Source organism: Streptococcus acidominimus, from assembly GCF_001921825.1.
Classification (GTDB): Bacteria; Bacillota; Bacilli; order Lactobacillales; family Streptococcaceae; genus Streptococcus; species Streptococcus acidominimus.
In genome coordinates, this window is sequence record NZ_MSJL01000002.1 from 50,866 (window position 1) to 73,271 (window position 22,406).

General features: G+C 42.7%; 22 protein-coding genes. 14 read left to right on the forward strand and 8 right to left on the reverse strand.

Features of this window, described 5'->3' with window-relative positions; genetic code table 11:
* Positions 1-38 precede the first annotated feature (38 nt).
* A complete protein-coding gene (gene coaA, locus BU200_RS00610) occupies positions 39-959 on the reverse strand; it encodes a type I pantothenate kinase (protein ID WP_075098302.1) in 921 nt (306 codons plus the stop codon).
* Positions 960-1,055: 96 nt separating this feature from the next.
* Between coaA and BU200_RS00615 the strand changes: the two genes are divergently transcribed.
* The 8 genes from BU200_RS00615 to BU200_RS00650 all read left to right on the forward strand — a co-directional run bounded on the left by BU200_RS00615 (position 1,056) and on the right by BU200_RS00650 (position 8,921).
* On the forward strand, positions 1,056-1,646 hold the full coding sequence (locus BU200_RS00615; protein ID WP_075098303.1) for a class I SAM-dependent methyltransferase: 591 nt from the start codon (positions 1,056-1,058) through the stop codon (positions 1,644-1,646).
* Positions 1,643-2,920: a pyrimidine-nucleoside phosphorylase gene (locus BU200_RS00620; protein ID WP_075098304.1), complete on the forward strand. Its 1,278-nt coding sequence runs from the start codon at positions 1,643-1,645 to the stop codon at positions 2,918-2,920. The genes BU200_RS00615 and BU200_RS00620 overlap by 4 nt, the downstream gene beginning before the upstream one ends.
* A 15-nt stretch (positions 2,921-2,935) precedes the next feature.
* Positions 2,936-3,598 carry a deoxyribose-phosphate aldolase gene (deoC, locus tag BU200_RS00625; RefSeq protein WP_075098305.1) on the forward strand — a complete coding sequence of 221 codons (663 nt, stop codon included), beginning with the start codon at positions 2,936-2,938 and terminating at the stop codon, positions 3,596-3,598.
* Positions 3,585-3,974: a cytidine deaminase gene (locus BU200_RS00630; RefSeq protein WP_075098306.1), complete on the forward strand. Its 390-nt coding sequence runs from the start codon at positions 3,585-3,587 to the stop codon at positions 3,972-3,974. The genes deoC and BU200_RS00630 overlap by 14 nt, the downstream gene beginning before the upstream one ends.
* A gap of 196 nt (positions 3,975-4,170) precedes the next feature.
* Positions 4,171-5,238: a BMP family lipoprotein gene (locus BU200_RS00635; protein WP_075098307.1), complete on the forward strand. Its 1,068-nt coding sequence runs from the start codon at positions 4,171-4,173 to the stop codon at positions 5,236-5,238.
* Positions 5,239-5,375: 137 nt separating this feature from the next.
* Positions 5,376-6,911: an ABC transporter ATP-binding protein gene (locus BU200_RS00640; RefSeq protein ID WP_075098308.1), complete on the forward strand. Its 1,536-nt coding sequence runs from the start codon at positions 5,376-5,378 to the stop codon at positions 6,909-6,911.
* Positions 6,904-7,965 (forward strand): ABC transporter permease, encoded by a 1,062-nt coding sequence (locus tag BU200_RS00645; RefSeq protein WP_075098309.1) that lies wholly within the window; start codon positions 6,904-6,906, stop codon positions 7,963-7,965. Before BU200_RS00640 ends, BU200_RS00645 begins: the two co-directional genes overlap by 8 nt.
* Before the next feature lie 2 nt (positions 7,966-7,967).
* Positions 7,968-8,921: an ABC transporter permease gene (locus BU200_RS00650; protein WP_075098310.1), complete on the forward strand. Its 954-nt coding sequence runs from the start codon at positions 7,968-7,970 to the stop codon at positions 8,919-8,921.
* Positions 8,922-9,286: 365 nt separating this feature from the next.
* Here BU200_RS00650 and BU200_RS00655 read toward each other — a convergent pair whose 3' ends face one another.
* Positions 9,287-10,270 (reverse strand): L-lactate dehydrogenase, encoded by a 984-nt coding sequence (locus BU200_RS00655; protein ID WP_075098311.1) that lies wholly within the window; start codon positions 10,268-10,270, stop codon positions 9,287-9,289.
* 191 nt (positions 10,271-10,461) lie between these two features.
* Here BU200_RS00655 and gyrA point away from each other — a divergent pair, with 191 nt between their 5' ends.
* From gyrA to radC, 3 genes are all read left to right on the forward strand, one after another.
* Positions 10,462-12,909: a DNA gyrase subunit A gene (gene gyrA, locus BU200_RS00660; protein ID WP_075098312.1), complete on the forward strand. Its 2,448-nt coding sequence runs from the start codon at positions 10,462-10,464 to the stop codon at positions 12,907-12,909.
* A gap of 4 nt (positions 12,910-12,913) precedes the next feature.
* A complete protein-coding gene (locus tag BU200_RS00665) occupies positions 12,914-13,660 on the forward strand; it encodes a class A sortase (RefSeq protein WP_075098313.1) in 747 nt (248 codons plus the stop codon).
* A 553-nt stretch (positions 13,661-14,213) separates the two neighbouring features.
* Complete coding sequence (gene radC, locus BU200_RS00670) at positions 14,214-14,894, forward strand: RadC family protein (RefSeq protein WP_075098314.1); 681 nt, start codon at positions 14,214-14,216, stop codon at positions 14,892-14,894.
* A gap of 83 nt (positions 14,895-14,977) precedes the next feature.
* Here radC and BU200_RS00675 read toward each other — a convergent pair whose 3' ends face one another.
* From BU200_RS00675 to BU200_RS00700, 6 genes are all read right to left on the reverse strand, one after another.
* Positions 14,978-15,616 (reverse strand): redox-sensing transcriptional repressor Rex, encoded by a 639-nt coding sequence (locus BU200_RS00675; RefSeq protein WP_075098315.1) that lies wholly within the window; start codon positions 15,614-15,616, stop codon positions 14,978-14,980.
* 515 nt (positions 15,617-16,131) lie between these two features.
* Positions 16,132-16,350, reverse strand: a complete 219-nt coding sequence (locus BU200_RS00680) for a DUF4649 family protein (protein ID WP_075098316.1) — start codon at positions 16,348-16,350, stop codon at positions 16,132-16,134.
* Positions 16,347-16,700, reverse strand: coding sequence for a DUF1831 domain-containing protein (locus tag BU200_RS00685; RefSeq protein WP_075098317.1), 354 nt, complete (start codon positions 16,698-16,700; stop codon positions 16,347-16,349). Before BU200_RS00685 ends, BU200_RS00680 begins: the two co-directional genes overlap by 4 nt.
* Positions 16,700-17,821 carry a cysteine desulfurase family protein gene (locus BU200_RS00690; protein ID WP_075098318.1) on the reverse strand — a complete coding sequence of 374 codons (1,122 nt, stop codon included), beginning with the start codon at positions 17,819-17,821 and terminating at the stop codon, positions 16,700-16,702. The genes BU200_RS00685 and BU200_RS00690 overlap by 1 nt, the downstream gene beginning before the upstream one ends.
* 12 nt (positions 17,822-17,833) lie before the next feature.
* Positions 17,834-18,805, reverse strand: a complete 972-nt coding sequence (locus tag BU200_RS00695; RefSeq protein WP_075098319.1) for a ribose-phosphate diphosphokinase — start codon at positions 18,803-18,805, stop codon at positions 17,834-17,836.
* Positions 18,806-19,339: 534 nt separating this feature from the next.
* Entirely contained in the window at positions 19,340-19,918 is a 579-nt protein-coding gene (locus tag BU200_RS00700; RefSeq protein WP_075098320.1) for a CYTH domain-containing protein, read from the reverse strand.
* Between the two features lie 82 nt (positions 19,919-20,000).
* Here BU200_RS00700 and yjbM point away from each other — a divergent pair, with 82 nt between their 5' ends.
* Genes yjbM through BU200_RS00715 form a run of 3 tightly spaced genes read left to right on the forward strand, consistent with a single transcriptional unit; the run spans position 20,001 to position 22,370 of the window.
* Positions 20,001-20,672 (forward strand): GTP diphosphokinase, encoded by a 672-nt coding sequence (gene yjbM, locus BU200_RS00705; protein ID WP_075098321.1) that lies wholly within the window; start codon positions 20,001-20,003, stop codon positions 20,670-20,672.
* A complete protein-coding gene (locus BU200_RS00710; protein WP_075098322.1) occupies positions 20,656-21,474 on the forward strand; it encodes an NAD kinase in 819 nt (272 codons plus the stop codon). Before yjbM ends, BU200_RS00710 begins: the two co-directional genes overlap by 17 nt.
* Complete coding sequence (locus tag BU200_RS00715) at positions 21,474-22,370, forward strand: RluA family pseudouridine synthase (protein WP_075098323.1); 897 nt, start codon at positions 21,474-21,476, stop codon at positions 22,368-22,370. Before BU200_RS00710 ends, BU200_RS00715 begins: the two co-directional genes overlap by 1 nt.
* Positions 22,371-22,406: the final 36 nt, after the last annotated feature.

Genomic DNA, 22,406 nt, shown 5'->3' on the forward strand with positions numbered 1-22,406 from the left:
CTATTATATCTGAAAAAATAGATTTTGACAAGAAGAATTTATTTTTTCAAGTAAATTTCATCAATTTCATGATTCTTTGCCTTATGAAGAATGATATCTGCCCGATGTCGGGTCGGCTCGATATAGTCTTTCAGGTTGACCAGATTGATCCTTTCCCAAACGCTATGGGCAAAGGTCGTTATCTCTTCCCCGGACATGTCTAAAAACCGGTGGTAGTAGTTGCTCGGATTGCTCTCTGCTAGTTTCAGCAATTTCTTGAAACGCTCCAGATACCAGGCTTCGATATTCTCAACTGCGGCATCCACATAGATAGCCAAGTCAAAATAGTCACTGACATAGAGGTGTTGATTTTGAGGATTCTGAAAGACGTTGATCCCCTCCACAATGAGGAAATCGGGGGCAGAGATGGTCTGGTATTGATCTGGTAAAATATCATAGATTTCATGGGAATAGACTGGAATTTGGTAGTCGTCCCCATTTTCAACGGTATTTAAAAAATCCAGAAGCAGTTCCATGTTATAGGATTCAGGGAAACCTTTTCTATCAAGGAGATGTTTTTCTTTTAATACTGTATTCGGATAGAGAAAGCCGTCAGTTGTAACCATTTCGACCTTGGCATGCTTAAAGGTTCGTGTTAGTAAAATCTGCAAGAGGCGACTGGTAGTTGACTTTCCAACTGCCACACTTCCCGAAATCCCAATAATAAAGGGCTGGGTCTTGATTTTCTTTTGTAGGAAAAGACTTTTGGAGAAGGAGAGGTCCTCGCTTGCCTTCTTATAAATCCGAATCAGATTGATGAGTGGGAGGTAGATGTCAAGGACATCTTGGAGGCTGATGGTGTCATTAAAACTTTTGATAGAATTTAACTCTTCCTGTGTCAAGGGAACCGTTGTATTCCGGTGTAATTGCTGCCAGGTTTGGCGACTAATTTTTTCAAAATTGATCAATTCATTCTTCATAGCCTCATTGTAGCATGATTTTTTACAAGTGTAAAATGATTGTGAGAGAAAAGGTAATTTCTTGTAAACGTTTTTATTAAATGGTATAATAAATCTATGACAAATATGTATTACGAACAAAATCCTAGTGTAGCTCATGATCTTCATGAGCTATGTGTCACTCTGCTCGGTCAAGAGATGTTCTTTTTAACGGATGCAGGAGTGTTCAGCAAGAAGATGGTAGACTACGGTAGCCAAGTGCTTTTAAATACAGTTGATTTGGACAAGGGAAAAAGATTATTAGATGTGGGCTGTGGATATGGCCCACTTGGTTTGACTTTAGGGAAGGTTTTTGGCGTTTTGCCAACCATGGTTGATATTAACAATCGGGCAGTTGACTTAGCACTTCAAAATGCTGATAAAAATAAGGTTCAAGCATCTATTTTCCACTCCAATCTGTATGACGAAGTATCGGGAACCTTTGACTATGTGATTTCCAATCCACCAATTCGAGCAGGGAAGGCTGTTGTCCATGAGATTATTCAAGGTGCCTATGACTATTTGGTGGTTTCGGGACGCCTGACCATTGTGATCCAGAAAAAGCAAGGTGCTCCGAGCGCGAAAGCCAAAATGGAAGAGGTTTTCGGAAACTGTACTATCTTAAAAAAAGATAAGGGATACTATATTTTAGAAAGTGTGAAAGAATGAGGACAGTCGACTTAATTCAGAAAAAGCGGGATGGACATGAACTCACGACAGATGAACTAAACTGGCTGATTAGCGGCTATGCCGCAGGAAGTGTGCCAGACTATCAGATGGCAGCCTTTGCGATGGCGATTTATTTCAGGGGGATGTCTACGAGGGAAATCTCTGATCTGACCATGGCAATGGTAGCGAGCGGTGAAGAAATTGATCTTTCGGCAATTTCAGGGATCAAGGTAGATAAGCACTCCACAGGAGGTGTCGGTGATAAAGTGACCTTGATTTTGGCACCCTTAGTTGCGAGCTTTGGTGTCCCAGTTGCCAAGATGAGCGGTCGTGGCTTAGGGCATACTGGTGGAACGCTCGATAAGCTAGAATCCATTAAAGGTTACCAGATTGAAGTGACGCAAGAACAGTTTATCAAGCAGGTACAGGAGATTGGTGTCGCGGTTATCGGTCAGTCTGACAATATGGTCAAGGCGGACAAACTGCTCTACGCTCTTCGTGATGTAACTGCAACGGTTGATATTATTCCCTTGATTGCAAGTTCAGTCATGTCTAAGAAAATCGCGGCAGGAGCCGATGCGATTTTACTAGATGTCACCGTTGGTGAGGGTGCCTTTATGAAAAACATTGAGGACGCGCGTCAACTGGCACAGACCATGGTTGAACTAGGAAAAGCGGTCGGCAGAAAAACAGTTGCCGTGATTACCGACATGTCACAACCAGTTGGAACGAGTATCGGAAACCGTCTGGAGATTCTGGAAGCCTTGGATATTTTACAAGGCAGGGGTCGCGAAGATGTGACGGAATTTATTTGTGAACTGGCACACATCATGCTGGGGCTTGCAGATGTCAAAAAGACAGTAGAAGAAGTCCGAGCGCACCTATTGGATGGTTCAGCCCTTCAAAAATTTGAAGAAATGGTAGTTGCGCAGGGAGGCGATCTAGAAGATTTGCATCGCCCCGTTCGTACCTCTCACCAGATACCGGTAGTGGCTCAGGAAAGTGGCTATATTACAGCCCTACCAGCTTTGGAATTTGGCTTGTTTGCCATGAAGCTGGGCGCAGGACGGGCTGTCAAGACGGATTCACTTGATTATGAGACAGGAATTGTCTTCCATAAGAAAGTCGGAGAAGCCGTTGAAGCAGGTCAAAAAGTCGCAACAATTTTTACAAATGAAAATATTTCAGAAAAGATGCTCGCAAATTTCCAAAAAAATGTTAAAATAGGAGATGTAAGTGTAAAGACGAAAGAAATTATCGAAATTGTTTCATAATGTACGGAGAAAAAGATGAAAGTAAATAAATATATTGATCACACACTATTGAAACCCAATGCTACGAAAGAACAAGTCTTGGCTATTATTGCCGAAGCAAAAGAATATGACTTTGCGAGCGTCTGCGTCAATCCAACATGGGTAGCCCTTTCAGCCCAAGAATTGAAGGACACAGATGTGAAAGTTTGTACGGTTATCGGCTTCCCTCTAGGAGCAAATACACCAGCCGTCAAAGCCTTTGAAACCAAAGATGCTATTGCGAATGGAGCAGATGAGATCGATATGGTCATCAATATCGGCGCCCTTAAATCGCAAGACTACGAGACAGTTTTAAAGGATATTCAGGCAGTTGTCGAAGCAAGCGGTGATCAACTGGTCAAAGTTATCATTGAAACCTGCCTGTTGACAGACGAAGAAAAAGTGAAAGCCTGTCAACTCTCACAAGAAGCAGGTGCTGATTTTGTCAAGACTTCTACGGGCTTCTCCACTGGAGGTGCTACGGTAGCAGATGTCGCCTTGATGAGAAAAGCAGTTGGATCAGATATGGGAGTGAAAGCATCTGGTGGTGCTCGTTCGTACGAAGATGCGAAAGCCTTTATTGAAGCAGGTGCAACTCGTATCGGAGCTTCTTCTGGGGTGGCGATTATGAAAGGAGAAAAGGCGAATGGCGACTACTGATTTAATTGATTTATCCATTGAAGTTAGTAAAAAAGCCTATGTTCCCTATTCCCACTTTCCTATCGGAGCTGTCTTAGTCGCAAAGGACGGTCAGGTCTTTACAGGTGTTAATATTGAAAATGCTAGCTTTGGTTTGACCAATTGTGGGGAGCGGACAGCGATTTTTAAGGCTGTTTCAGAAGGTGTTTTGGAGTTTTCAGAGCTCATTGTTTATGGTGAAACAGCAAAGCCCGTTTCACCATGCGGGGCATGTCGCCAAGTGATGGCAGAATTTTTTGAAGAAGATTTAAGAGTAACATTAGTTGCTAAAGATAAATCGACAGTCGAGATGACAGTCGGGGAATTACTTCCGTATTCTTTTACAGACTTAAACTAATACTCAAGAAAGGTCAAATAGATGGGAACGCAGCTGTCATCCTACAATGACAACTAGGCTGATGTCTCCCGTTCACAAGATACCTTAAAAGTATCCCTTGAAGTTTCAAGAGTATCGTCTGTAAGACAGTCGTTTGACTGTATCATTTCCATTTTGCAACGAAGGTTGCACAAAGAATTTTTAGGAGGGTTCAGAAATGAACAAAAAACTTATTGGTTTAGGTGTTGTAACTCTTGCAACTGTATCACTTGCTGCTTGTGGCAACCGCGCAGCTAAGAACGATTCAAGCTCGAGTGATGCCACAGGAGTAAAAGCAGCAATTGTTACGGACGTTGGTGGTGTTGACGACCGTTCATTTAACCAGTCAGCTTGGGAAGGTTTGACAGCATGGGGAGAAGAAAACGGTCTTAAAAAAGATGAGGGCTACACCTACTTCCAATCAGGTAGTGAATCTGATTACGTAACAAACCTTGATTCAGCAGTTTCAGGTGGTTACAACCTTGTATTCGGTATCGGTTTTGCCTTGGAAAACGCGATTGCTGAAGTAGCACCGAACAATCCTGACACAAACTATGTGATTGTTGATAGTGTTGTCAAAGACCATAAGAACGTAGCGAGCGTTGGCTTTGCAGACCATGAAGCATCTTACCTTGCTGGTGTAGCTGCTGCTAAATCAACAAAAACAAACCATGTAGGATTTATCGGTGGTATGGAATCTGTTATCATTGACCGCTTTGAAGCAGGATTCGTAGCAGGTGTGAAATCTGTTAATAAAGATATCAAAGTAACTGTTGACTATGCAGGTTCATTTGCTGATTCAGCCAAAGGTCAAACATTGGCTGCTGCTCAATATGCTGCTGGTGCAGATGTGATTTTCCACGCATCAGGTGGTACAGGTAACGGTGTCTTTGCCGCAGCGAAAGCAGAAAATGAAACACGTAATGAGGCAGACAAGGTTTGGATCATTGGTGTAGACCGTGACCAATCAGCAGAAGGTAAATATACTTCTAAAGATGGGAAAGAGTCAAACTTCGTATTGGCATCTACTCTTAAAGAAGTAGGTACTTCTGTCAAAGACCTTGCTGCAAAAGCTCTTAAAGGTGAGTTTCCTGGTGGTGATATCATCACATTCTCACTTGCAGATAAAGGGGTAGACTTGGCTGAAACCAATCTTTCAAGCGAAGCTTCAGAAGCAGTAGCAGCTGCTAAGAAGGACATCTTGGATAAAAAAGTAGAAGTTCCAGAAGCGCCTAAGAAAAAATAGAATAGTGCCCAATCCGAAACGGCGACCTGACTCGGTCGCCGTTTTAGGAGTTGAGATTATATAATTTCATTAAAGCTTATCAAGCCTTGTTTTGGTAGGTTTTACTGACAAAATATAATCCGAAAGGAAAAGAGATTATGACAAAAGATTATGTCATTGAAATGCGAGAAATCACAAAGATTTTTGGTGATTTTGTCGCAAATGATCATATCAATTTAAATGTCAGACGTGGAGAAATTCATGCCCTTTTAGGAGAAAATGGTGCAGGTAAGTCGACATTGATGAACATGCTTGCGGGTCTTTTAGAGCCGACAAGTGGAGAAATTGCTATAAATGGTCAAGTTGTGACAATCGATTCCCCATCTAAGGCTGCGCATTTAGGAATTGGGATGGTTCACCAGCATTTCATGCTTGTGGATGCTTTTACAGTCGCCGAAAATATTATTTTAGGAAGTGAAACAACCAAGGCTGGCGTGATAGACCTTAAAAAGGCTATCCAAGATATTAAAGAATTATCAGCTAGATATGGTCTGGAGGTAGATCCGACCGCTAAAGTCGCAGATATTTCAGTCGGGGCACAGCAACGGGTAGAGATTCTTAAAACCCTCTATCGTGGAGCAGATTTATTGATTTTTGATGAGCCGACAGCTGTTTTGACGCCGGCAGAAATTACAGAGCTTCTAAAAATTATGAAAACTCTGGTGCAAGAAGGAAAATCGATCATTCTGATTACTCACAAACTAGATGAAATTCGCGCGGTTGCGGATAGCGTAACCGTTATCCGTCGCGGAAAATCAATTGAAACTGTCGAAGTCGCTGGTGCGAGCAACGAAGACCTAGCAGAGTGGATGGTCGGGCGTTCCGTATCCTTTAAGACGGAAAAAGTTGCTGCTGATCCTAAAGAAGTCATTCTATCGATTAAAGACTTAGTCGTTCATGAAAATCGCGGGATTCCTGCTGTTAAAGGCTTATCACTTGATGTCCGTGCAGGAGAAGTTGTTGGTATTGCAGGGATTGATGGCAACGGTCAGAGCGAGCTTATTCAAGCCATTACAGGGCTTCGTAAGGTAAAATCTGGTCAAATTTTTATTAAGGGCACAGAAGTAGTCGGAAAAACACCTCGGAAGATAACAGAGATGAAGGTTAGCCATGTGCCAGAGGATCGTCACCGTGATGGTCTGGTCTTGCAGATGACAGTGGCTGAAAATATTGCCTTGCAGACCTACTACAAGGAGCCAATTTCTAAAAACGGTATCCTGAACTATGATACCATTAACAAAAAAGCCCGTGAACTCATGGCAGAATTTGACGTTCGGGGTGCTAGTGAACTGGTAGCCGTCAAGGCACTTTCAGGGGGAAACCAGCAAAAAGCGATTATCGCGCGGGAAATCGACCGAAATCCTGATTTGTTGATTGTCAGCCAACCGACACGCGGTCTTGATGTTGGGGCGATTGAATATATCCGTAAACGCCTCATTGCAGAGCGTGATAAAGGAAAAGCGGTACTGGTGGTCAGCTTTGAATTGGATGAAATTTTAGATGTGTCTGACCGTATTGCAGTCATTCATGACGGTGTTATTCATGGGATTGTTGATCCTGCCAAGACCAATAAACAGGAATTGGGATTCTTAATGGCTGGAGGAAGGCTGGAAAAGGAGGAAGCAAATGCCTAAAAAGTTACAAAATATAACTCTCCCCCTACTTGCGGTTCTGTCAGGCTTGGTCCTAGGAGCCATCATCATGCTTGTATTTGGCTATGACCCTATTGCAGGCTACGATCAATTATTTTATTCAGCCTTTGGCTCTGTAAAATCTATCGGAGAAATTTTTGCAGCTATGGCTCCGCTCATATTTACGGCTCTAGGATTTGCAGTAGCAAGTCGCGCAGGCTTCTTTAACGTTGGGCTTTCAGGTCAAGCGCTTGTCGGTTGGGTATTTGCGGGATGGTTTGCCCTAGCAAACCCAGATCTACCACGTCCCGTGCTAATCTTGGCAACGATTTTAGTCGCAATGATTGCCGGAGGTCTTGCCGGAGCAATTCCGGGGATCTTACGTGCCTATCTCGGAACGAGCGAGGTAATCGTGACCATCATGATGAACTATATCTTGCTCTATACCAGCAACTATATTATCCGCAATGTTTTTGCAACTGATTTGATGAAGAATAAGGACTCGAGTATCAATATCTCTGCCAATGCTTCCTACCGATTGGATTGGCTGACGAGTGCGACTGAAAATTCTCGGATAAATATTGGTATCTTCTTTGCTGTGGTTGCTGTGCTTGTTATCTGGTTCTTATTGACAAAGACAACCCTTGGTTTTGAGATTCGCTCTGTTGGTCTTAATCCGACAGCTTCTGATTATGCAGGGATGTCTGCTAAACGGACGATTATTCTCTCCATGATTATCTCTGGTGCCTTAGCAGGTATCGGTGGTGCCATTCAGGGACTTGGAACCTTCCAAAATGTCTATACCCAAGGTGGAAATCTGGATATTGGTTTCAATGGTATGTCCGTAGCCCTCCTAGCCTCTAATTCGCCGCTTGGAATTCCGTTTGCTGCCTTCCTATTTGGTACCTTGTCAATCGGAGCGCCTGGTATGGTGAAAGCGCAGATTCCACCTGAATTGATCAACGTGGTGACTGCCTCTATCATCTTCTTTGTCGGTGTTAAATTCATCTTTGAACAATTATTGAAACGTAGAAAAAAAGCGAAAGGAGCGAACTAGGTATGAATCTGACAATCTTAACGCTGCTTGTTTCGCAAATGTTGATTTACTCTGCCCCTCTTATTTTTACCAGTCTTGGAGGCGTGTTCTCTGAACGAGCAGGTATTGTCAATGTGGGACTAGAAGGAATCATGGTGATCGGTGCTTTTGCTGGTGTTGTATTCAATATTGAATTTGCAAGCATCTTTGGTAAGACAACTCCACTTTTAGCTGTCTTGGTCGGAGGAGTAGCAGGATTAGTATTTTCTATTATCCACGCAGTCGCAACGATCAACTTCCGTGCAGACCATGTCGTGTCAGGAACGGTGCTCAACTTACTAGCGCCAGCCTTATCCGTCTTTCTCATTAAGGTTCTTTACCACAAAGGGCAGACAGATAGCATTCCACAATCATTTGGTAAGTTTTCATTCCCATTACTAGAAAAAATTCCAGTAGTCGGTGATTTATTCTTTAAAAACACCAGTTTAATGGGCTATGTAGCCATTGCTATGGCTTTCTTATCTTGGTTTATCCTCTATAAGACTAAATTTGGTTTGCGTCTTCGTTCAGTTGGTGAGCATCCACAGGCAGCAGATACCTTGGGAATTAACGTATATGCTATGCGCTATGCCGGTGTCCTGATTGCAGGCTTCCTCGGTGGAGTTGGGGGTGCTGTAAGTGCCCAAACCGTTAATATCAACTTTTCAGCAACGACCATTGTCGGTTCTGGCTTCATTGCCTTAGCAGCTGTGATTTTCGGTAAATGGAATCCACTGGGTGCCATGCTAGCTAGTCTATTTTTCGGCTTGTCTCAAAGTTTGGCAGTTATTGGAGCGCAGCTTCCAGGCCTTTCTCAAGTACCGACTGTATACTTACAGATCGCCCCTTACTTGATTACAGTAGTAGCGCTTGCAGCCTTCTTCGGAAAAGCCGTTGCACCGAAAGCAGATGGTATCAACTATATCAAATCAAAATAAAAAAATGGAAGTGGGAGTGAAACAGTCTGGGTTAGACCATTTTACTCCCACTTTTGTATGGTTTTAAGTGAGCAAGTGGAGGGCTATAAAGCAGATGAAATCAGTCTATTAGATCCACCAACCACGCGCCAAGAACGATGGTTATTTGAATGAGCTTTGATAGAGCCTTACTTTTGACTTGCCGTAGTCGAGTACTGTCTATGTCACAATTTCCTGTCTTATAGTCCTTTAGTAATAAAAGTAAACTAAAAGACTATACAGCTCATTTATTCGACTAGAGACTAGGGGTCAGGCTCATTCAGACCTACCGCTGAATGCAAGTCTCTAACAGAACTAAAAAAACCTTGCTTAGCAAGGTTTTTAGATTAGTTTTTGATTGAAGCTGCAATCTCTGGATTTGCAAAGGCATCATCCATGATTTCTTTTAATTGTCTAGCAGAGGCTTGCATTTTTTGCAATTCCGCGTCGCTCAATGGGATGTTGACAGGACGTACAATACCGTGTGCACCGATAATCGCTGGTTGTCCGATAAAGACATCTTCAACGCCCTCGTATTGACCTGCTTGGTAAACAGAAAGTGGAAGCACAGCGTTCTCATCATCAAAGATAGCCTTTGTGATACGAGCAAGTGCAGCACCGATACCATAGTAGGTTGCACCTTTTTTGTTGATGATAGAGTAAGCAGCATCACGAACAGATACAAACAAGTCTACAAGTCCTTGCTCATCAATATCACGGTTGTCTTGCAACCAACGCTCTAACTTAACACCTGCAACGTTTGCATGTGACCATACGGCAAACTCTGAATCACCGTGCTCACCCATGATGTAGGCGTGAACTGAACGTGCATCAATACCGATATTTTCAGCAAGTGCTTGACGGAAGCGAGCAGAGTCAAGAGAAGTACCAGAACCGATGACACGCTCTTTAGGGAAGCCAGAGAATTTCCAAGTTGAGTAAGTAAGGATGTCAACTGGGTTAGCTGCGACAAGGAAAATACCGTTGAAGCCAGAGGCAACAATTTCACTGACGATTTGTTGGTTAATACGAAGGTTTTTCTCGATCAATTGAAGGCGAGTTTCACCTGGTTTTTGTGGCAAACCTGCTGTCAAAACCACAAGATCTGCATCGTGTGCATCAGAATATTCAGCTGAATAGATTTTTTTAGGTGAAGTGAATGCAAGAGCGTGGCTCAAATCTTCTGCATCACCTTGGGTACGATCTTTGTTGATATCAACGATACCTAATTCTTGACCAATTCCTTGGTTGACAAGTGCATAAGCATAAGCAGAACCTACGGCACCATCACCGACAAGGATAACTTTTTTATGTTGTTTAGTTGCAGTCATGTTCTAAACATCTCCTTAGTTTTATTTAGGGACGAGCGTCCCGACCATTTATCATTCTAGCATTTTTTAGGTACTTTGTCACTTGTGAAAGCTACTTTGAAAATGTTTACATTATGGCTTCTCGACAAGAAAATTTCTTCACAATATGTTATAATATAGTAGATACTTTCTAGAGAAAAGAGACAGATTTAATGCATGATAAACATTTGGTAGATGTAAATCTGACCAGCGAAATGAAGACCAGTTTCATTGACTATGCAATGAGTGTTATCGTAGCTCGGGCGCTTCCTGATGTACGAGATGGTCTAAAACCCGTTCATCGTCGTATTCTGTATGGAATGAATGAATTGGGCATTACGCCAGATAAACCGCATAAGAAATCAGCCCGTATTACGGGGGATGTTATGGGTAAATACCATCCGCACGGTGATAGTGCGATTTATGAGGCTATGGTACGGATGGCTCAATGGTGGAGCTACCGCTACATGCTAGTAGATGGTCATGGAAACTTTGGGTCAATGGACGGAGACGGAGCGGCTGCCCAGCGTTATACCGAGGCCCGTATGACCAAAATTGCCCTTGAAATGCTGCGGGATATTAACAAGAATACCGTCAATTTTGCAGATAACTATGACGCCAGCGAGCGTGAGCCAGAAGTTCTGCCAGCCCGCTTTCCAAATCTTCTCGTCAATGGGACTACGGGGATTGCCGTAGGGATGGCGACAAATATTCCACCTCACAATCTCGGTGAAACAATTGAAGCGGTGAATTTGATTATCGATAATCCAGAAGCGACCACCCGTGACATTATGGAAGTCTTGCCCGGACCTGACTTTCCAACAGGCGCTCTTGTCATGGGAAGATCCGGTATTCACCGTGCTTATGAAACAGGAAAAGGATCAATCGTCCTACGCTCTCGGACAGAAATCGAAGAGTATGGAAATGGTCGTGAACGGATCGTTGTTACTGAATTTCCTTACATGGTTAATAAGACCAAGGTTCATGAGCATATTGTTCGCTTGGTGCAGGAAAAGCGCATCGACGGGATCACAGCTGTTCGTGACGAATCCAACCGTGAGGGGGTTCGCTTTGTCATTGAGGTGAGACGTGATGCGTCAGCCAATGTCATTTTGAATAACCTCTTCAAATTAACCCAGCTTCAAACTAACTTTAGCTTTAATATGCTGGCGATCCAAAACGGTGTGCCGAAGATCTTGTCAGTCCGTCAAATTTTGGATGCTTATGTAGAGCACCAAAAAGAAGTGGTGACCCGCCGAACGCAGTTTGACAAAGAAAAAGCAGAAGCGCGTGCCCACATTTTAGAAGGCTTGCTGATTGCACTTGATCATATTGATGAAGTGATTAAGGTCATTCGTAATAGTGAAACTGATGCGATTGCTCAGGCGGAATTGATGACACGCTTTGAATTGTCAGAGCGTCAAAGTCAAGCCATTCTGGATATGCGTCTGCGCCGTTTGACAGGATTGGAACGAGACAAGATTCAGTCAGAGTATGATGATCTGGTAGCCTTGATTGCAGACTTGGCGGATATTTTGGCTAAGCCTGAACGTGTCGTCCAAATCATCAAGGATGAATTAGAAGAAATCAAGCGGAAATATGCGGATCCTCGCCGGACAGAATTGATGGTCGGAGAAGTGCTATCGCTAGAAGATGAGGACTTGATTGAAGAAACAGATGTGCTGATTACTCTATCAAATCAAGGCTATATCAAGCGTCTTTCCCAAGATGAATTTCATGCCCAAAAGCGCGGTGGACGTGGTGTTCAAGGAACAGGGGTCAAAGATGACGACTTTGTCCGTGAATTGGTTTCGACCAGCACGCATGACAGGCTCTTATTCTTTACCAATAAGGGACGGGTCTATCGTCTGAAAGGGTATGAAATTCCTGAATACGGCCGCACAGCAAAGGGACTGCCAGTCATCAATCTCTTGAAATTGGAGGATAATGAGTCTATTCAGACTATTATCAATGTGACCAAGGAGCAAGAAGAAGGTCACTATCTCTTCTTTACCACCCGCCAAGGAATTGTCAAACGAACCAGCGTTGCTGAATTTGCAAATATTCGTCAAAGTGGTTTGAAGGCCCTCAATTTGAAAGAAGATGATGAATTGATCAATGTCTTCTTGACGGATGGGCAGACAGATGTCATTATGGGCTCTAAATTTGGTTATGCCGTTCGTTTCACAGAAACAGATGTCCGCAATATGGGACGTATCGCGACTGGTGTACGGGGGATGAAACTCCGTGAAGGGGACTGCCTTGTTGGTGCAGCCGTTGTGTCAGATGAGCAAGAGGTTCTTGTCTTGACGGAAAATGGCTTTGGAAAACGCACACCTGCCCAAGAGTATCCAACCAAGGGACGTGGTGGTAAAGGTATCAAGACTGTTAAGGTGGCAGAAAAGAATGGTTACCTAGCAGGCTTAACCACGGTTTCGGGTGCTGAAGATGTCATGGTGATTACAGATACAGGGGTCATCATTCGGACAAATGTAGCGAATATCTCCCAGACAGGTCGGGCGACTATGGGTGTGAAAGTCATGCGATTGGATGAGGAGGCAAGTATCGTAACCTTTGCCTTGGTAGACGCTGCAAATTCTAAAGATGTAGAGGAAGAATAATTTTATGAGCAATCGTAAACGTTCGAGTAACAAGAAAACAAGTAGCATTTGGAGAAATATCCTCGCGGCTATCCTCCTCCTTATTGCTATCGCCTTAATTTTTAACACATCTATTCGCAATATGATTATCGCTTGGAATAGTAATCGCTATCAGGTGAGCAAGGTCACAGAAGCTGATATTGAGAAAAATAAGCAGGCAACGACGACCTTTGATTTTGATCAGGTAGAATCCATCTCAACAGAGGCTGTTCTGAAAGCACAATGGGAAGCGCAAGAACTACCTGTAATCGGAGGGATTGCGATTCCAGATTTGAAAGTGAATCTTCCTATTTTCAAGGGATTGTCGAATGTCGCCCTCATGTATGGTGCAGGAACAATGAAAGAAACCCAAGAAATGGGGCAAGGAAACTATTCGCTTGCCAGTCACCATATCTTCGGAATTGCTGGTGCTAGTGAAACTCTCTTCTCACCGCTTGAAAAAGCGAAAGAGGGGACGAAGATTTATCTAACAGACAAGCAAACAGTCTACACCTATGTGGTCACTAGCGTGCAATCACTCACTCCAGAGAGTGTCTATGTTATTGATGACGTTGAAGGACAGACAGAGGTAACCCTTGTTACCTGTGAAGATTTGGAAGCGACGATGCGAACTGTTGTCAAAGGAACATTGGAAAGCAGTATTCCTTACAATGAGGCTCCAAAAGATATTTTGAAGCACTTTGAGCAGAAGTATAATCAAGTTCAATTATAATAATCGGCTGAGCCAGATGGCTCAACCGCTTATTTTTTGTAAGGATTCGTGTTATTTCCCATCTTTAAGGGCTATCTAGGCTATCGAAGTGAGCAGAGATGAACCGAGGACATCTTTATCTGTAAAGCTAGTATAATCTGCAACATCTACATCCCCCTAAAGGGAGTCACACTTGACACGAGTTTCACTCGTTCTATCTCCAGTCTATTCCTAGACTGTTGAAGTAACTAAAGTTACAACAGCTCTGTCCCTTTATCAGTTTTTTTAGTCTGGATTTAAGACATGAGGCAAGTTGATTATACTCCCCAATTTGTAAAATCAAAATCTGACTAGGCAACGAAACAGCAGGTAGAACTCTGTTCTTTCTTGTTTTAAGGGAACAGGCTAAAAATCTCCACTGGAGCTTTTTACTCAGCAAGGCGAGTTAACGACGTCAGAATTTGATTTTTGACGAGTATTAGTAGTTCCGAAGAGAAAAAAATTAGAAAATCTCCATTATCTAGTACAATTATGATTAGTTTTGCGAATAAATAGGTAAGGAGGAAGAGAAGAAATGTATAAAGTTACATTTAAAGAGGAGTGCCTATTGCCACGAGAAAGATTATTAGAGGTAGGTGCTGAGCGTCTTAGTAATCAGGAATTGTTGGCGATTTTTATCCGTACGGGCACCAAAAAACAACCTGTTTCGGTTGTGTCTAATAATCTATTATCGAGGATTGATAACCTTGCTATGCTGAAAGAGTTATCTATTGCAGAATTGCAGGAGTTGACAGGGATTGGTCAGGTCAAGGCAATCGAGATTAAGGCCATGATTGAGCTAGGAAGAAGAATCAATCAGTCTGAGTTGATCGTCGAGGAACAAATTGTTGGTAGTGAGCTGTTAGCCAGAAGAATGATCCAAGAATTTGGTTCTAAAAAGCAGGAGCATTTGGTGGCAATCTATCTGGATACTCAAAATAAGATTATTAGCCAGCGCACGATTTTTATCGGCAGTGTCAATCGTAGTATTGCAGAGCCTAGGGAGATTCTACATTATGCGATTAAATATATGGCGACCTCGCTGATTATTGTACATAATCATCCGTCAGGGCGTGTCCAGCCCAGTCGCAATGATATTCTCTTTACAAAGACATTAAAAAAGTCCTGTGATATTCTAGGACTTATACTATTAGATCATTTAATTGTGGGACAATCCAGCTATTATAGTCTAAGGGAAGAAAATCAGCTGGATTAGGACTTGCAAGGTCAAAAGGTGCTTGTCAAATGAGTTGGAACCAACAAATGGACGGTCAGAAATTCCGATAATGCTTTTCTGACTTAGCCCTTTCTCATAAAGTAGAGTAGGGTTTGTAATTCACTGGTCAAATCTACGTATTGAACGACTACATCTTTGGGAACAGAGAGATTAACAGGTGAGAAGCTCAAAATCCCCTTGACCCCTGCCTGAACAAGGATATTGGCGACTTCTTGCGCCTTGCTACTTGGTACTGTTAAAATTGCGGTTTGAGCCTTAGCTTCTTTAATCTTTTCTTCGATCTCTGAAATGGCATAGATTGGTACACTTTCATCAATAGTGCCGACTGCTGGATGATCATCTGCTTCAAAGGCCATCACAATTTTCATTTTATTGCGTTCGTGGAAACGGTAATGTAGGAGCGCACGTCCCATATTTCCGACCCCGATCAACATCACATTTGTGATAGAATTATCGTTTAGAATATCAGCAAAGAAATCCATCAAATTTTTAACATTATAGCCAAATCCACGGCGACCTAACTCACCAAAATAGGAGAAGTCACGGCGGACAGTGGCAGAATCAATTCCGATAGCTTCAGCAATTTCTTTTGAACTAGCCTTTTCAATATTTCCAGCGTGAAATCGTTTGAAGACACGATAATAGATTGATAAACGTTTGGCAGTAGCACGAGGGATAGCAGATTTTTTTTCGTTTTTCACAATCTTTCGCTCCTTTTGATTATTTATTCTATTTTAGTAAAAGTTTGTGAAAAAAGCAACAGATTAGACTGAAAATGAAAGAAAGGGGGGTGAAGTATTAAGCTAGGGGAGCGTTATAGTCATTTAGTTTATATTTTTATTACTTCGTTAACTCGTCTTGCTGTACCATTGAGAAAAGTTACACTTTTCTTATCTGTCACTTGTCTAGTTATCAACTAGACAACTACCTGCGACTTTTAACGAAAACTTCGTTTTCTTCATTTCCCACCTCAAACAGTCTCTCCCCAGACTGTTTGAGCTAGTACTAAAAATAAATTGAACGGCTATAAAAGCGAACGAAAAAACAGTCAAAGAAGTGACTATAATAGCCAAAAGAGTTCACTAGCTTCTTTGGCAACGAAATTCTAGCTAAGCACTGTGCAAAAAGCCCTACCTATTTCAGCTTTAGCTGATGACAGATAGGGCTTCCTATGAGTGTGCTTTGAGTTCTTAACGTACAGCTACTCCAACCTTGTCTACTGACTATTCTTAGGATTTATTCTTTGTAAGTACTGGTACAGGTCACCAATCACACCTTGATAACCGAGGTCTTGACCATCTTGGGTTAGGGAGATTACCTTGAGGTAATCAGGAATAGTCACACAACCCGAGAAAGCAAGGAGTAGGGCATCGAAATTTTCGAACTTTTGTGAACGAATTTGTTGGTAAGAGTCTTGATAACGTAATTCAATCATGCTGTTGTACTTTCTTTTGTGAAAATCTCACGGTCAACCAAGCTGTCCATGAGGAAATAAAACTTCTCTTGAATAACTGCATTCCCATTCGCTTTGAAAATATCAACCAAGTGTAGACCTGATTTATCTGTGATATTGATTTTAAAACCGGTCAAGTCCTTGTTAATGATAATTTTAAGGAGGAATCCTTGGTTGGAATTAGGGATTTCTTCGAGCATGCGTGTCAACTGATAGTTGCCGACATGGGTTTGTTCAAATGTATTGTCGCGCAAGGTGTATTTTTTTATAGCTGGACTAATAGAGTAGGTGTAGTCACAATTTTTTAGCGTTACAGATGTTGTAAAAGCCATTAGTAGGTGCCTCCGATAATTGCATGTAGTTGTTGGACGAGGAAATCAATCCCCTCTTTGGTCGTTTCATGTGAAAAGCTAATCCGAATGGATTCTTTTAGTCGCCGTGAGTTGCCGCCATACAGGGCTTCAAGGACATGGCTGTTTTGAATAACACCGGCTGTACAAGCCGAACCACTTGAAACAGCTATTCCAGCCAAATCAAGTCGCATAAGAAGTTGCTCATTGAGCTGGTTTGGAAACCCGATATTGACGATATGAGGCAGACTAGGTTCCGTCTCATTGAGATAGTAATTACTTGCTGCTAATTGGTCTAACAGATAGGTCTTTAAACCAAGCACTGTTTGGAAGTGCTGGTCTAGCTGGGCGGTTTGCTCTTTCAAGGCCGTCGCCATAGCAGCAATTCCTGCTAGGTTCTCTGTACCTGCTCGGTGCTGTTCTTCTTGCCGTCCCCCATGAATGAGAGCGTCAAAGTTAGGCAGGCGACTATAAAGGAAGCCGACCCCTTTGGGACCGTGAAACTTATGGGCAGCGGCGGATAAGAAATCAATGCCTAGCTGTTCGGGTGAGATCGGGATTTTCCCAATTGCTTGGACAGCATCAACATGAAAGACTGCCTGATGATTGGTAAGGATTTCTCCAATCTCTGAAATAGGAAGCAGGAGACCAGTTTCATTGTTGGCATACATGACACTGACCAAGATGGTATCTGGTCGTAGGGCTTCCTTAATCTGTTGGGCTGAAATCGCTTGGTTAATGGGCTTGATATAGGTTACTTCAAAGCCCAAGCGTTGCTCCAGATACTCCATTGTACGGAGGACAGCATGGTGCTCAATAGCTGTTGTAATCAGATGCTTTCCCTTATGCTGATTCGCAAGGGCATATCCTTGAATGGCTAAAGTATCAGCTTCTGAACCACCGGATGTAAAGATGATGGATTCTGGTTTTGTAGCTAAGGTTTGAGCAATATCTGCTCTAGCCTGACGCAGAATCGCATTCGCCTTTCTACCAGCCCAGTGAATACTCGAGGGATTCCCATAATATTCTTTGGAAATAGTCATAAAGGTTTGGAGGGCGGCATCAGAGAGGGATGTGGTTGCCGCATGATCTAGATAAATCAAAGAAGAAAACTCCTAGTCATCTTTATTGGTAAAGTCAAAGAGTGGACTGACTGGACGGCGTTCGTGGATACGAATAATCGCGTCAGCAATCAACTCGCTAGCGGTGATAAAGGCAATATTTTTTGGCAACTGTTCCTTGCTGGCTACCGAGTCTGTCACAAGAACTTCTTTAATTGGTGCTTGATCCAAACGTTCAGCAGCAGTTCCTGCAAAGAGACCGTGGCTAGCAACGGCATAAATCTCTGTGGCTCCCCCCTCTTGTACGATACGAGCGGCTTCAGCGAAGGTACGACCGGTATTTAAAATATCATCAATCAAGATAGCTGTTTTTCCAGCAACATCTCCGATAATATAGCCTTCTGTACGATTTGAATCGTCTTGGGCATAGTCGATAATCGCAATTGGAGAGTTGAGATATTCAGCGAGACTGCGTGCACGTTTGATACCAGAATTTTTAGGGCTGACGATAACGACTTCTTCACCACACAAGCCTTTTTCCATATAGTGCTCCGCAAATAGTGGTACGGTAAAGAGGTTGTCTACTGGAATATCAAAGAATCCTTGTACCTGAACAGCGTGTAAGTCAAGTGAGAGCACGCGGTCAACACCTGCTTTTACAAGCATGTTGGCAACGAGTTTTGCTGTAATAGGTTCGCGAGGAGCGGCAGTACGATCTTGACGAGCATAGCCAAAATAAGGCATAACGACCGTGACAGAGTGGGCGCTAGCGCGTTTACATGCGTCTACCATAATCAACAATTCCCAGAGGTGATTGTTAACAGGGTAGCTAGTAGATTGGATGATGTAGACATCTACACCACGCACACTTTCTTCAATGTTGACTTGAATTTCTCCATCTGAAAATTGGCGACTGGTCATTTTTCCGAGGGGAATACCAGAGGCTTCCGCAATTTTTTCAGCAATTGCGCGATTGGCATTCAAAGAAAACAGTTTAATTTGCTTATCACCATAAGGTTGGGTCATGATCAGAAATACTCCTTTTATTCGATAGTTCTATTTTATCAGAAAATCTAAAAATTTTCAGTAACAAAATGAATTTCTTTACGGATTTTTCTGCCATAGTTGTTTAGTTTATTTTTAGTATTAGCTCCAACAGTCTGGGAATAGACTGTTGGAGGTTGGAAATAAAGAAAACGAAGTTTTCGTCAAAACAGTCTGGGAATAGACTGTTGGAGGTTGGAAATAAAGAAAACGCAGTTTTCGTCAACACAGTCTGGGGATAGACTGTTGGAGGTTGGAAATAAAGAAAACGAAGTTTTCGTCAAAAGTCGCAGGTAGTTGTCTAGTTGATAACTATTTCTCAATAGTACAGCAAGATGAGTTAACGAAGTGTAAGATACAAAGCCCGTAAAAAACTTAACTCTAGTGCTAATGCCAAATGAAGTATTTTTGCTAGTAGAGGTCGCCAATGGGTGATAAGGAAGAATGGAGCTTCAAGCCCTCACCATTGAGGAAAGCAAGAAATCCAATTGGTTTCAACCAAGTCTATCTATGAGCCTAGGATGTGGTATTGAGTGCAGCAGCTGTGCGGGCAACCTTACTGCTGGCATACTTAAAATCAATGTGGTGTTGTTTGAGGTACTCTTCAAAGGCTAGTTTCCCCTGTTTGGCATCTTGGACTTCAACTTCCAGTTCGTAGTCTATCTGCCCTGCATAGCTATTTTCATCAAGAGCCATTAAACCCACGGATGTCTTTTTTTCATACCGTTTAGTGGCCAGATGTCCCCAGACCTTCAAGAGTTCAAGCTGGACTTCCACCTCTTGGATCAGTCTTAGAATATCGCCCTCGGGTAGCTGCACCTGTTGTATCATGGCTTGCGCCTCTTCAAGGGACAACTCTTGGTTGTATTCCTGATTGCCGACTTTCTGTGGAATTTTGAGGGTTAACTCGGCACGGTCTTTTAGAGTTCTAATACGGAGAGAACAGCGGTGCTTGCGCAGGTCGAAATCAGGTGTATCGATATAATAGTTGGTTTGATAAATAGGAAGAACATCATCAAATTCCCTATTTAAGCCATCAAATTCAGACTCGGTTAGCAGTGTCTTGTATTCAATTTCTAAATGATTTTTTTTCATAGGATAAAACCTTTTCGTATGGTATAATAGTTCTTGTGCTATTCTATTACAAAAACAAGTATTTGACAAGAAAGGAGCAGCCATGGAAATGAATTGGGAAGAGTTCCTAGATCCCTATATTCAAGCGGTCGGGGAATTAAAAATTAAATTGCGTGGCATCCGCAAACAATACCGAAAAGCGAATAGACATTCACCAATTGAATTTGTGACGGGGCGCGTGAAGCCGATTGAATCGATCAAGGAAAAGATGCTACTGCGACACATTCAGCTGGAAAATCTGGCTCAGGATATGCAAGATATAGCAGGGGTTCGGATCATGGTTCAGTTTGTAGATGATGTGGAAGAGGTACTTGAAATCCTCAGAAAACGAAAAGATATGCAGATTGTCCATGAACGTGACTACATCAATAATATGAAGGCATCTGGCTACCGTTCCTATCATGTTGTGATTGCGTATCCTGTCGATACGATTAACGGCAATGAGACGGTGCTGGCTGAAATTCAGATTAGAACCCTGTCCATGAATTTCTGGGCAACGATTGAACATTCCTTGAATTACAAGTATAAGGGGAATTTTCCAAAAGAAATTAAGCAACGCTTGGAAATTACAGCCAAGATTGCTTACCAATTAGATGAGGAGATGCGCAAAATCCGCGACGATATTCAAGAGGCTCAAGCTCTATTTGATCCAGCCTATCGTAAGTTGAATGACGGAGTAGGAAATAGCGACGATACAGATGAAGAATACAGATAGAAAAAAAATCGCCCTGCTAAGCAGTAAAAATCCTAAAAGTCATGCTGTTATGAATGAACTTTGGACCAAGCTGAAAGAAGCACACTTTATCCTGACCCCCAAAAATCCTGATATTGTGATTTCGATCGGGGGAGACGGCATGCTCCTATCCGCCTTTCATAAGTATGAAGCGATTATGGATCGGGTGCGGTTTGTTGGGATTCATACGGGACACCTTGGATTTTATACGGACTACCGCGACTTTGAAGTGGATAAATTGGTTGAGAATTTGAAATTAGATACAGGCGCTAGGGTCTCCTATCCGATTTTACACGTTCGTGTCAAGATGATGAACGGCCGTGAGATAGTCATGCGTGCTTTGAATGAAGCGACGATCAAGCGTTTGTCGAAAACCATGGTAGCAGATGTCTTTATCAATAAGGTGCCCTTTGAACGCTTCCGTGGTGACGGTATTTCGGTCTCGACCCCGACAGGGTCAACAGCCTACAATAAATCTCTGGGAGGGGCGGTCTTACATCCGACGATTGAAGCCTTACAGATTGCAGAAGTAGCCAGCTTGAACAATCGTGTATATCGAACTCTCGGATCGTCCATTGTCGTTCCTAAAAAGGATAAGATCGTCATTGAGCCCAAGCATGATGATCGGTACTCTGTTTCTATCGATAATCGCACCTTTGTCTATGACAATATCGAGCAGATCGAATACCAGATTGACAATAGCAAGATCCATTTTCTGGCGACACCGAGCCATACCAGCTTCTGGAATCGGGTCAAAGACGCCTTTATCGGTGAGGTGGAGTAATGCGCTTTGAGTTTCTGGTAGATCAGCATGTAAAAATCAAAACCTTTTTGAAGAAGCACGATATTTCCAAAGGTTTGCTGGCAAAGATTAAGTATGAGGGTGGAGCTATCCTCGTCAATGGGCAAGCGCAGAATGCGACCTATCTCTTGGACATTGGAGATCATCTTTCTATCGATATTCCCAGTGAAGAGGATGTGACAGGAAAGTTAGAGCCGATTGTGCATCCCTTGGATATTGTCTTTGAGGATGATCATTTTCTGGTGATCAACAAGCCTGCTGGCTTTGCCTCAATTCCGAGCGCCTTACACTCTTCAACGATTGCCAATTTTGTCAAGGGCTATTATATTGAACGGGATTATGAAAATAAACAGGTTCACATTGTAACACGTCTCGATCGCGATACATCAGGTTTAATGCTCTTTGCGAAACACGGATACGCCCATGCTAGGCTAGATAAGCAGTTGCAGCAAAAGTTGATTCAAAAGCGCTATTTTGCCATAGTACATGGATCGGGTGACTTGGAGCAAAAGGGGGAGATTATTGCCCCGATTGGACGGCCAGAAGACAGTATTATTACTCGCTGTGTAACCCCGACAGGGAAGTATGCACATACTTCTTATGAGGTTGTTCAATCTTGGGGAGATGTCCACTTGGTGGATATTCATCTGCATACAGGTAGAACACATCAGATTCGGGTGCATTTTTCCCATATCGGCTTTCCCTTGCTAGGAGACGATTTGTACGGTGGGAGTATGGATTATGGGATTAAGAGGCAGGCCTTGCATTGCCACAGGATTGGCTTCATCAATCCATTTACAGGAAAAGACTTAATTTGTGAAAGCGATTTGACAAATGACCTTAAAAGCGTTATCATGAAGTTGAAAAATAAAATATAAAACTTGTATTTAAGAGTGAGTTGCTTTGGTTCAGAA

Bases quoted from the DNA above. Each gene is read 5' to 3' on its own strand.
- BU200_RS00640 (WP_075098308.1), top strand. From the start codon at position 5,376: ATGACAAAAGATTATGTCATTGAAATGCGAGAAATCACAAAGATTTTT.
- BU200_RS00710 (WP_075098322.1), top strand. From the start codon at position 20,656: ATGAAGAATACAGATAGAAAAAAAATCGCCCTGCTAAGCAGTAAAAAT.
- BU200_RS00650 (WP_075098310.1), top strand. From the start codon at position 7,968: ATGAATCTGACAATCTTAACGCTGCTTGTTTCGCAAATGTTGATTTAC.
- BU200_RS00695 (WP_075098319.1), bottom strand. From the start codon at position 18,805: ATGACCCAACCTTATGGTGATAAGCAAATTAAACTGTTTTCTTTGAAT.
- BU200_RS00680 (WP_075098316.1), bottom strand. From the start codon at position 16,350: ATGATTGAATTACGTTATCAAGACTCTTACCAACAAATTCGTTCACAA.
- BU200_RS00645 (WP_075098309.1), top strand. From the start codon at position 6,904: ATGCCTAAAAAGTTACAAAATATAACTCTCCCCCTACTTGCGGTTCTG.
- yjbM (WP_075098321.1), top strand. From the start codon at position 20,001: ATGGAAATGAATTGGGAAGAGTTCCTAGATCCCTATATTCAAGCGGTC.
- BU200_RS00715 (WP_075098323.1), top strand. From the start codon at position 21,474: ATGCGCTTTGAGTTTCTGGTAGATCAGCATGTAAAAATCAAAACCTTT.
- BU200_RS00700 (WP_075098320.1), bottom strand. From the start codon at position 19,918: ATGAAAAAAAATCATTTAGAAATTGAATACAAGACACTGCTAACCGAG.
- BU200_RS00655 (WP_075098311.1), bottom strand. From the start codon at position 10,270: ATGACTGCAACTAAACAACATAAAAAAGTTATCCTTGTCGGTGATGGT.
- BU200_RS00635 (WP_075098307.1), top strand. From the start codon at position 4,171: ATGAACAAAAAACTTATTGGTTTAGGTGTTGTAACTCTTGCAACTGTA.
- radC (WP_075098314.1), top strand. From the start codon at position 14,214: ATGTATAAAGTTACATTTAAAGAGGAGTGCCTATTGCCACGAGAAAGA.
- BU200_RS00630 (WP_075098306.1), top strand. From the start codon at position 3,585: ATGGCGACTACTGATTTAATTGATTTATCCATTGAAGTTAGTAAAAAA.
- coaA (WP_075098302.1), bottom strand. From the start codon at position 959: ATGAAGAATGAATTGATCAATTTTGAAAAAATTAGTCGCCAAACCTGG.
- gyrA (WP_075098312.1), top strand. From the start codon at position 10,462: ATGCATGATAAACATTTGGTAGATGTAAATCTGACCAGCGAAATGAAG.
- BU200_RS00620 (WP_075098304.1), top strand. From the start codon at position 1,643: ATGAGGACAGTCGACTTAATTCAGAAAAAGCGGGATGGACATGAACTC.
- deoC (WP_075098305.1), top strand. From the start codon at position 2,936: ATGAAAGTAAATAAATATATTGATCACACACTATTGAAACCCAATGCT.
- BU200_RS00665 (WP_075098313.1), top strand. From the start codon at position 12,914: ATGAGCAATCGTAAACGTTCGAGTAACAAGAAAACAAGTAGCATTTGG.
- BU200_RS00615 (WP_075098303.1), top strand. From the start codon at position 1,056: ATGACAAATATGTATTACGAACAAAATCCTAGTGTAGCTCATGATCTT.
- BU200_RS00685 (WP_075098317.1), bottom strand. From the start codon at position 16,700: ATGGCTTTTACAACATCTGTAACGCTAAAAAATTGTGACTACACCTAC.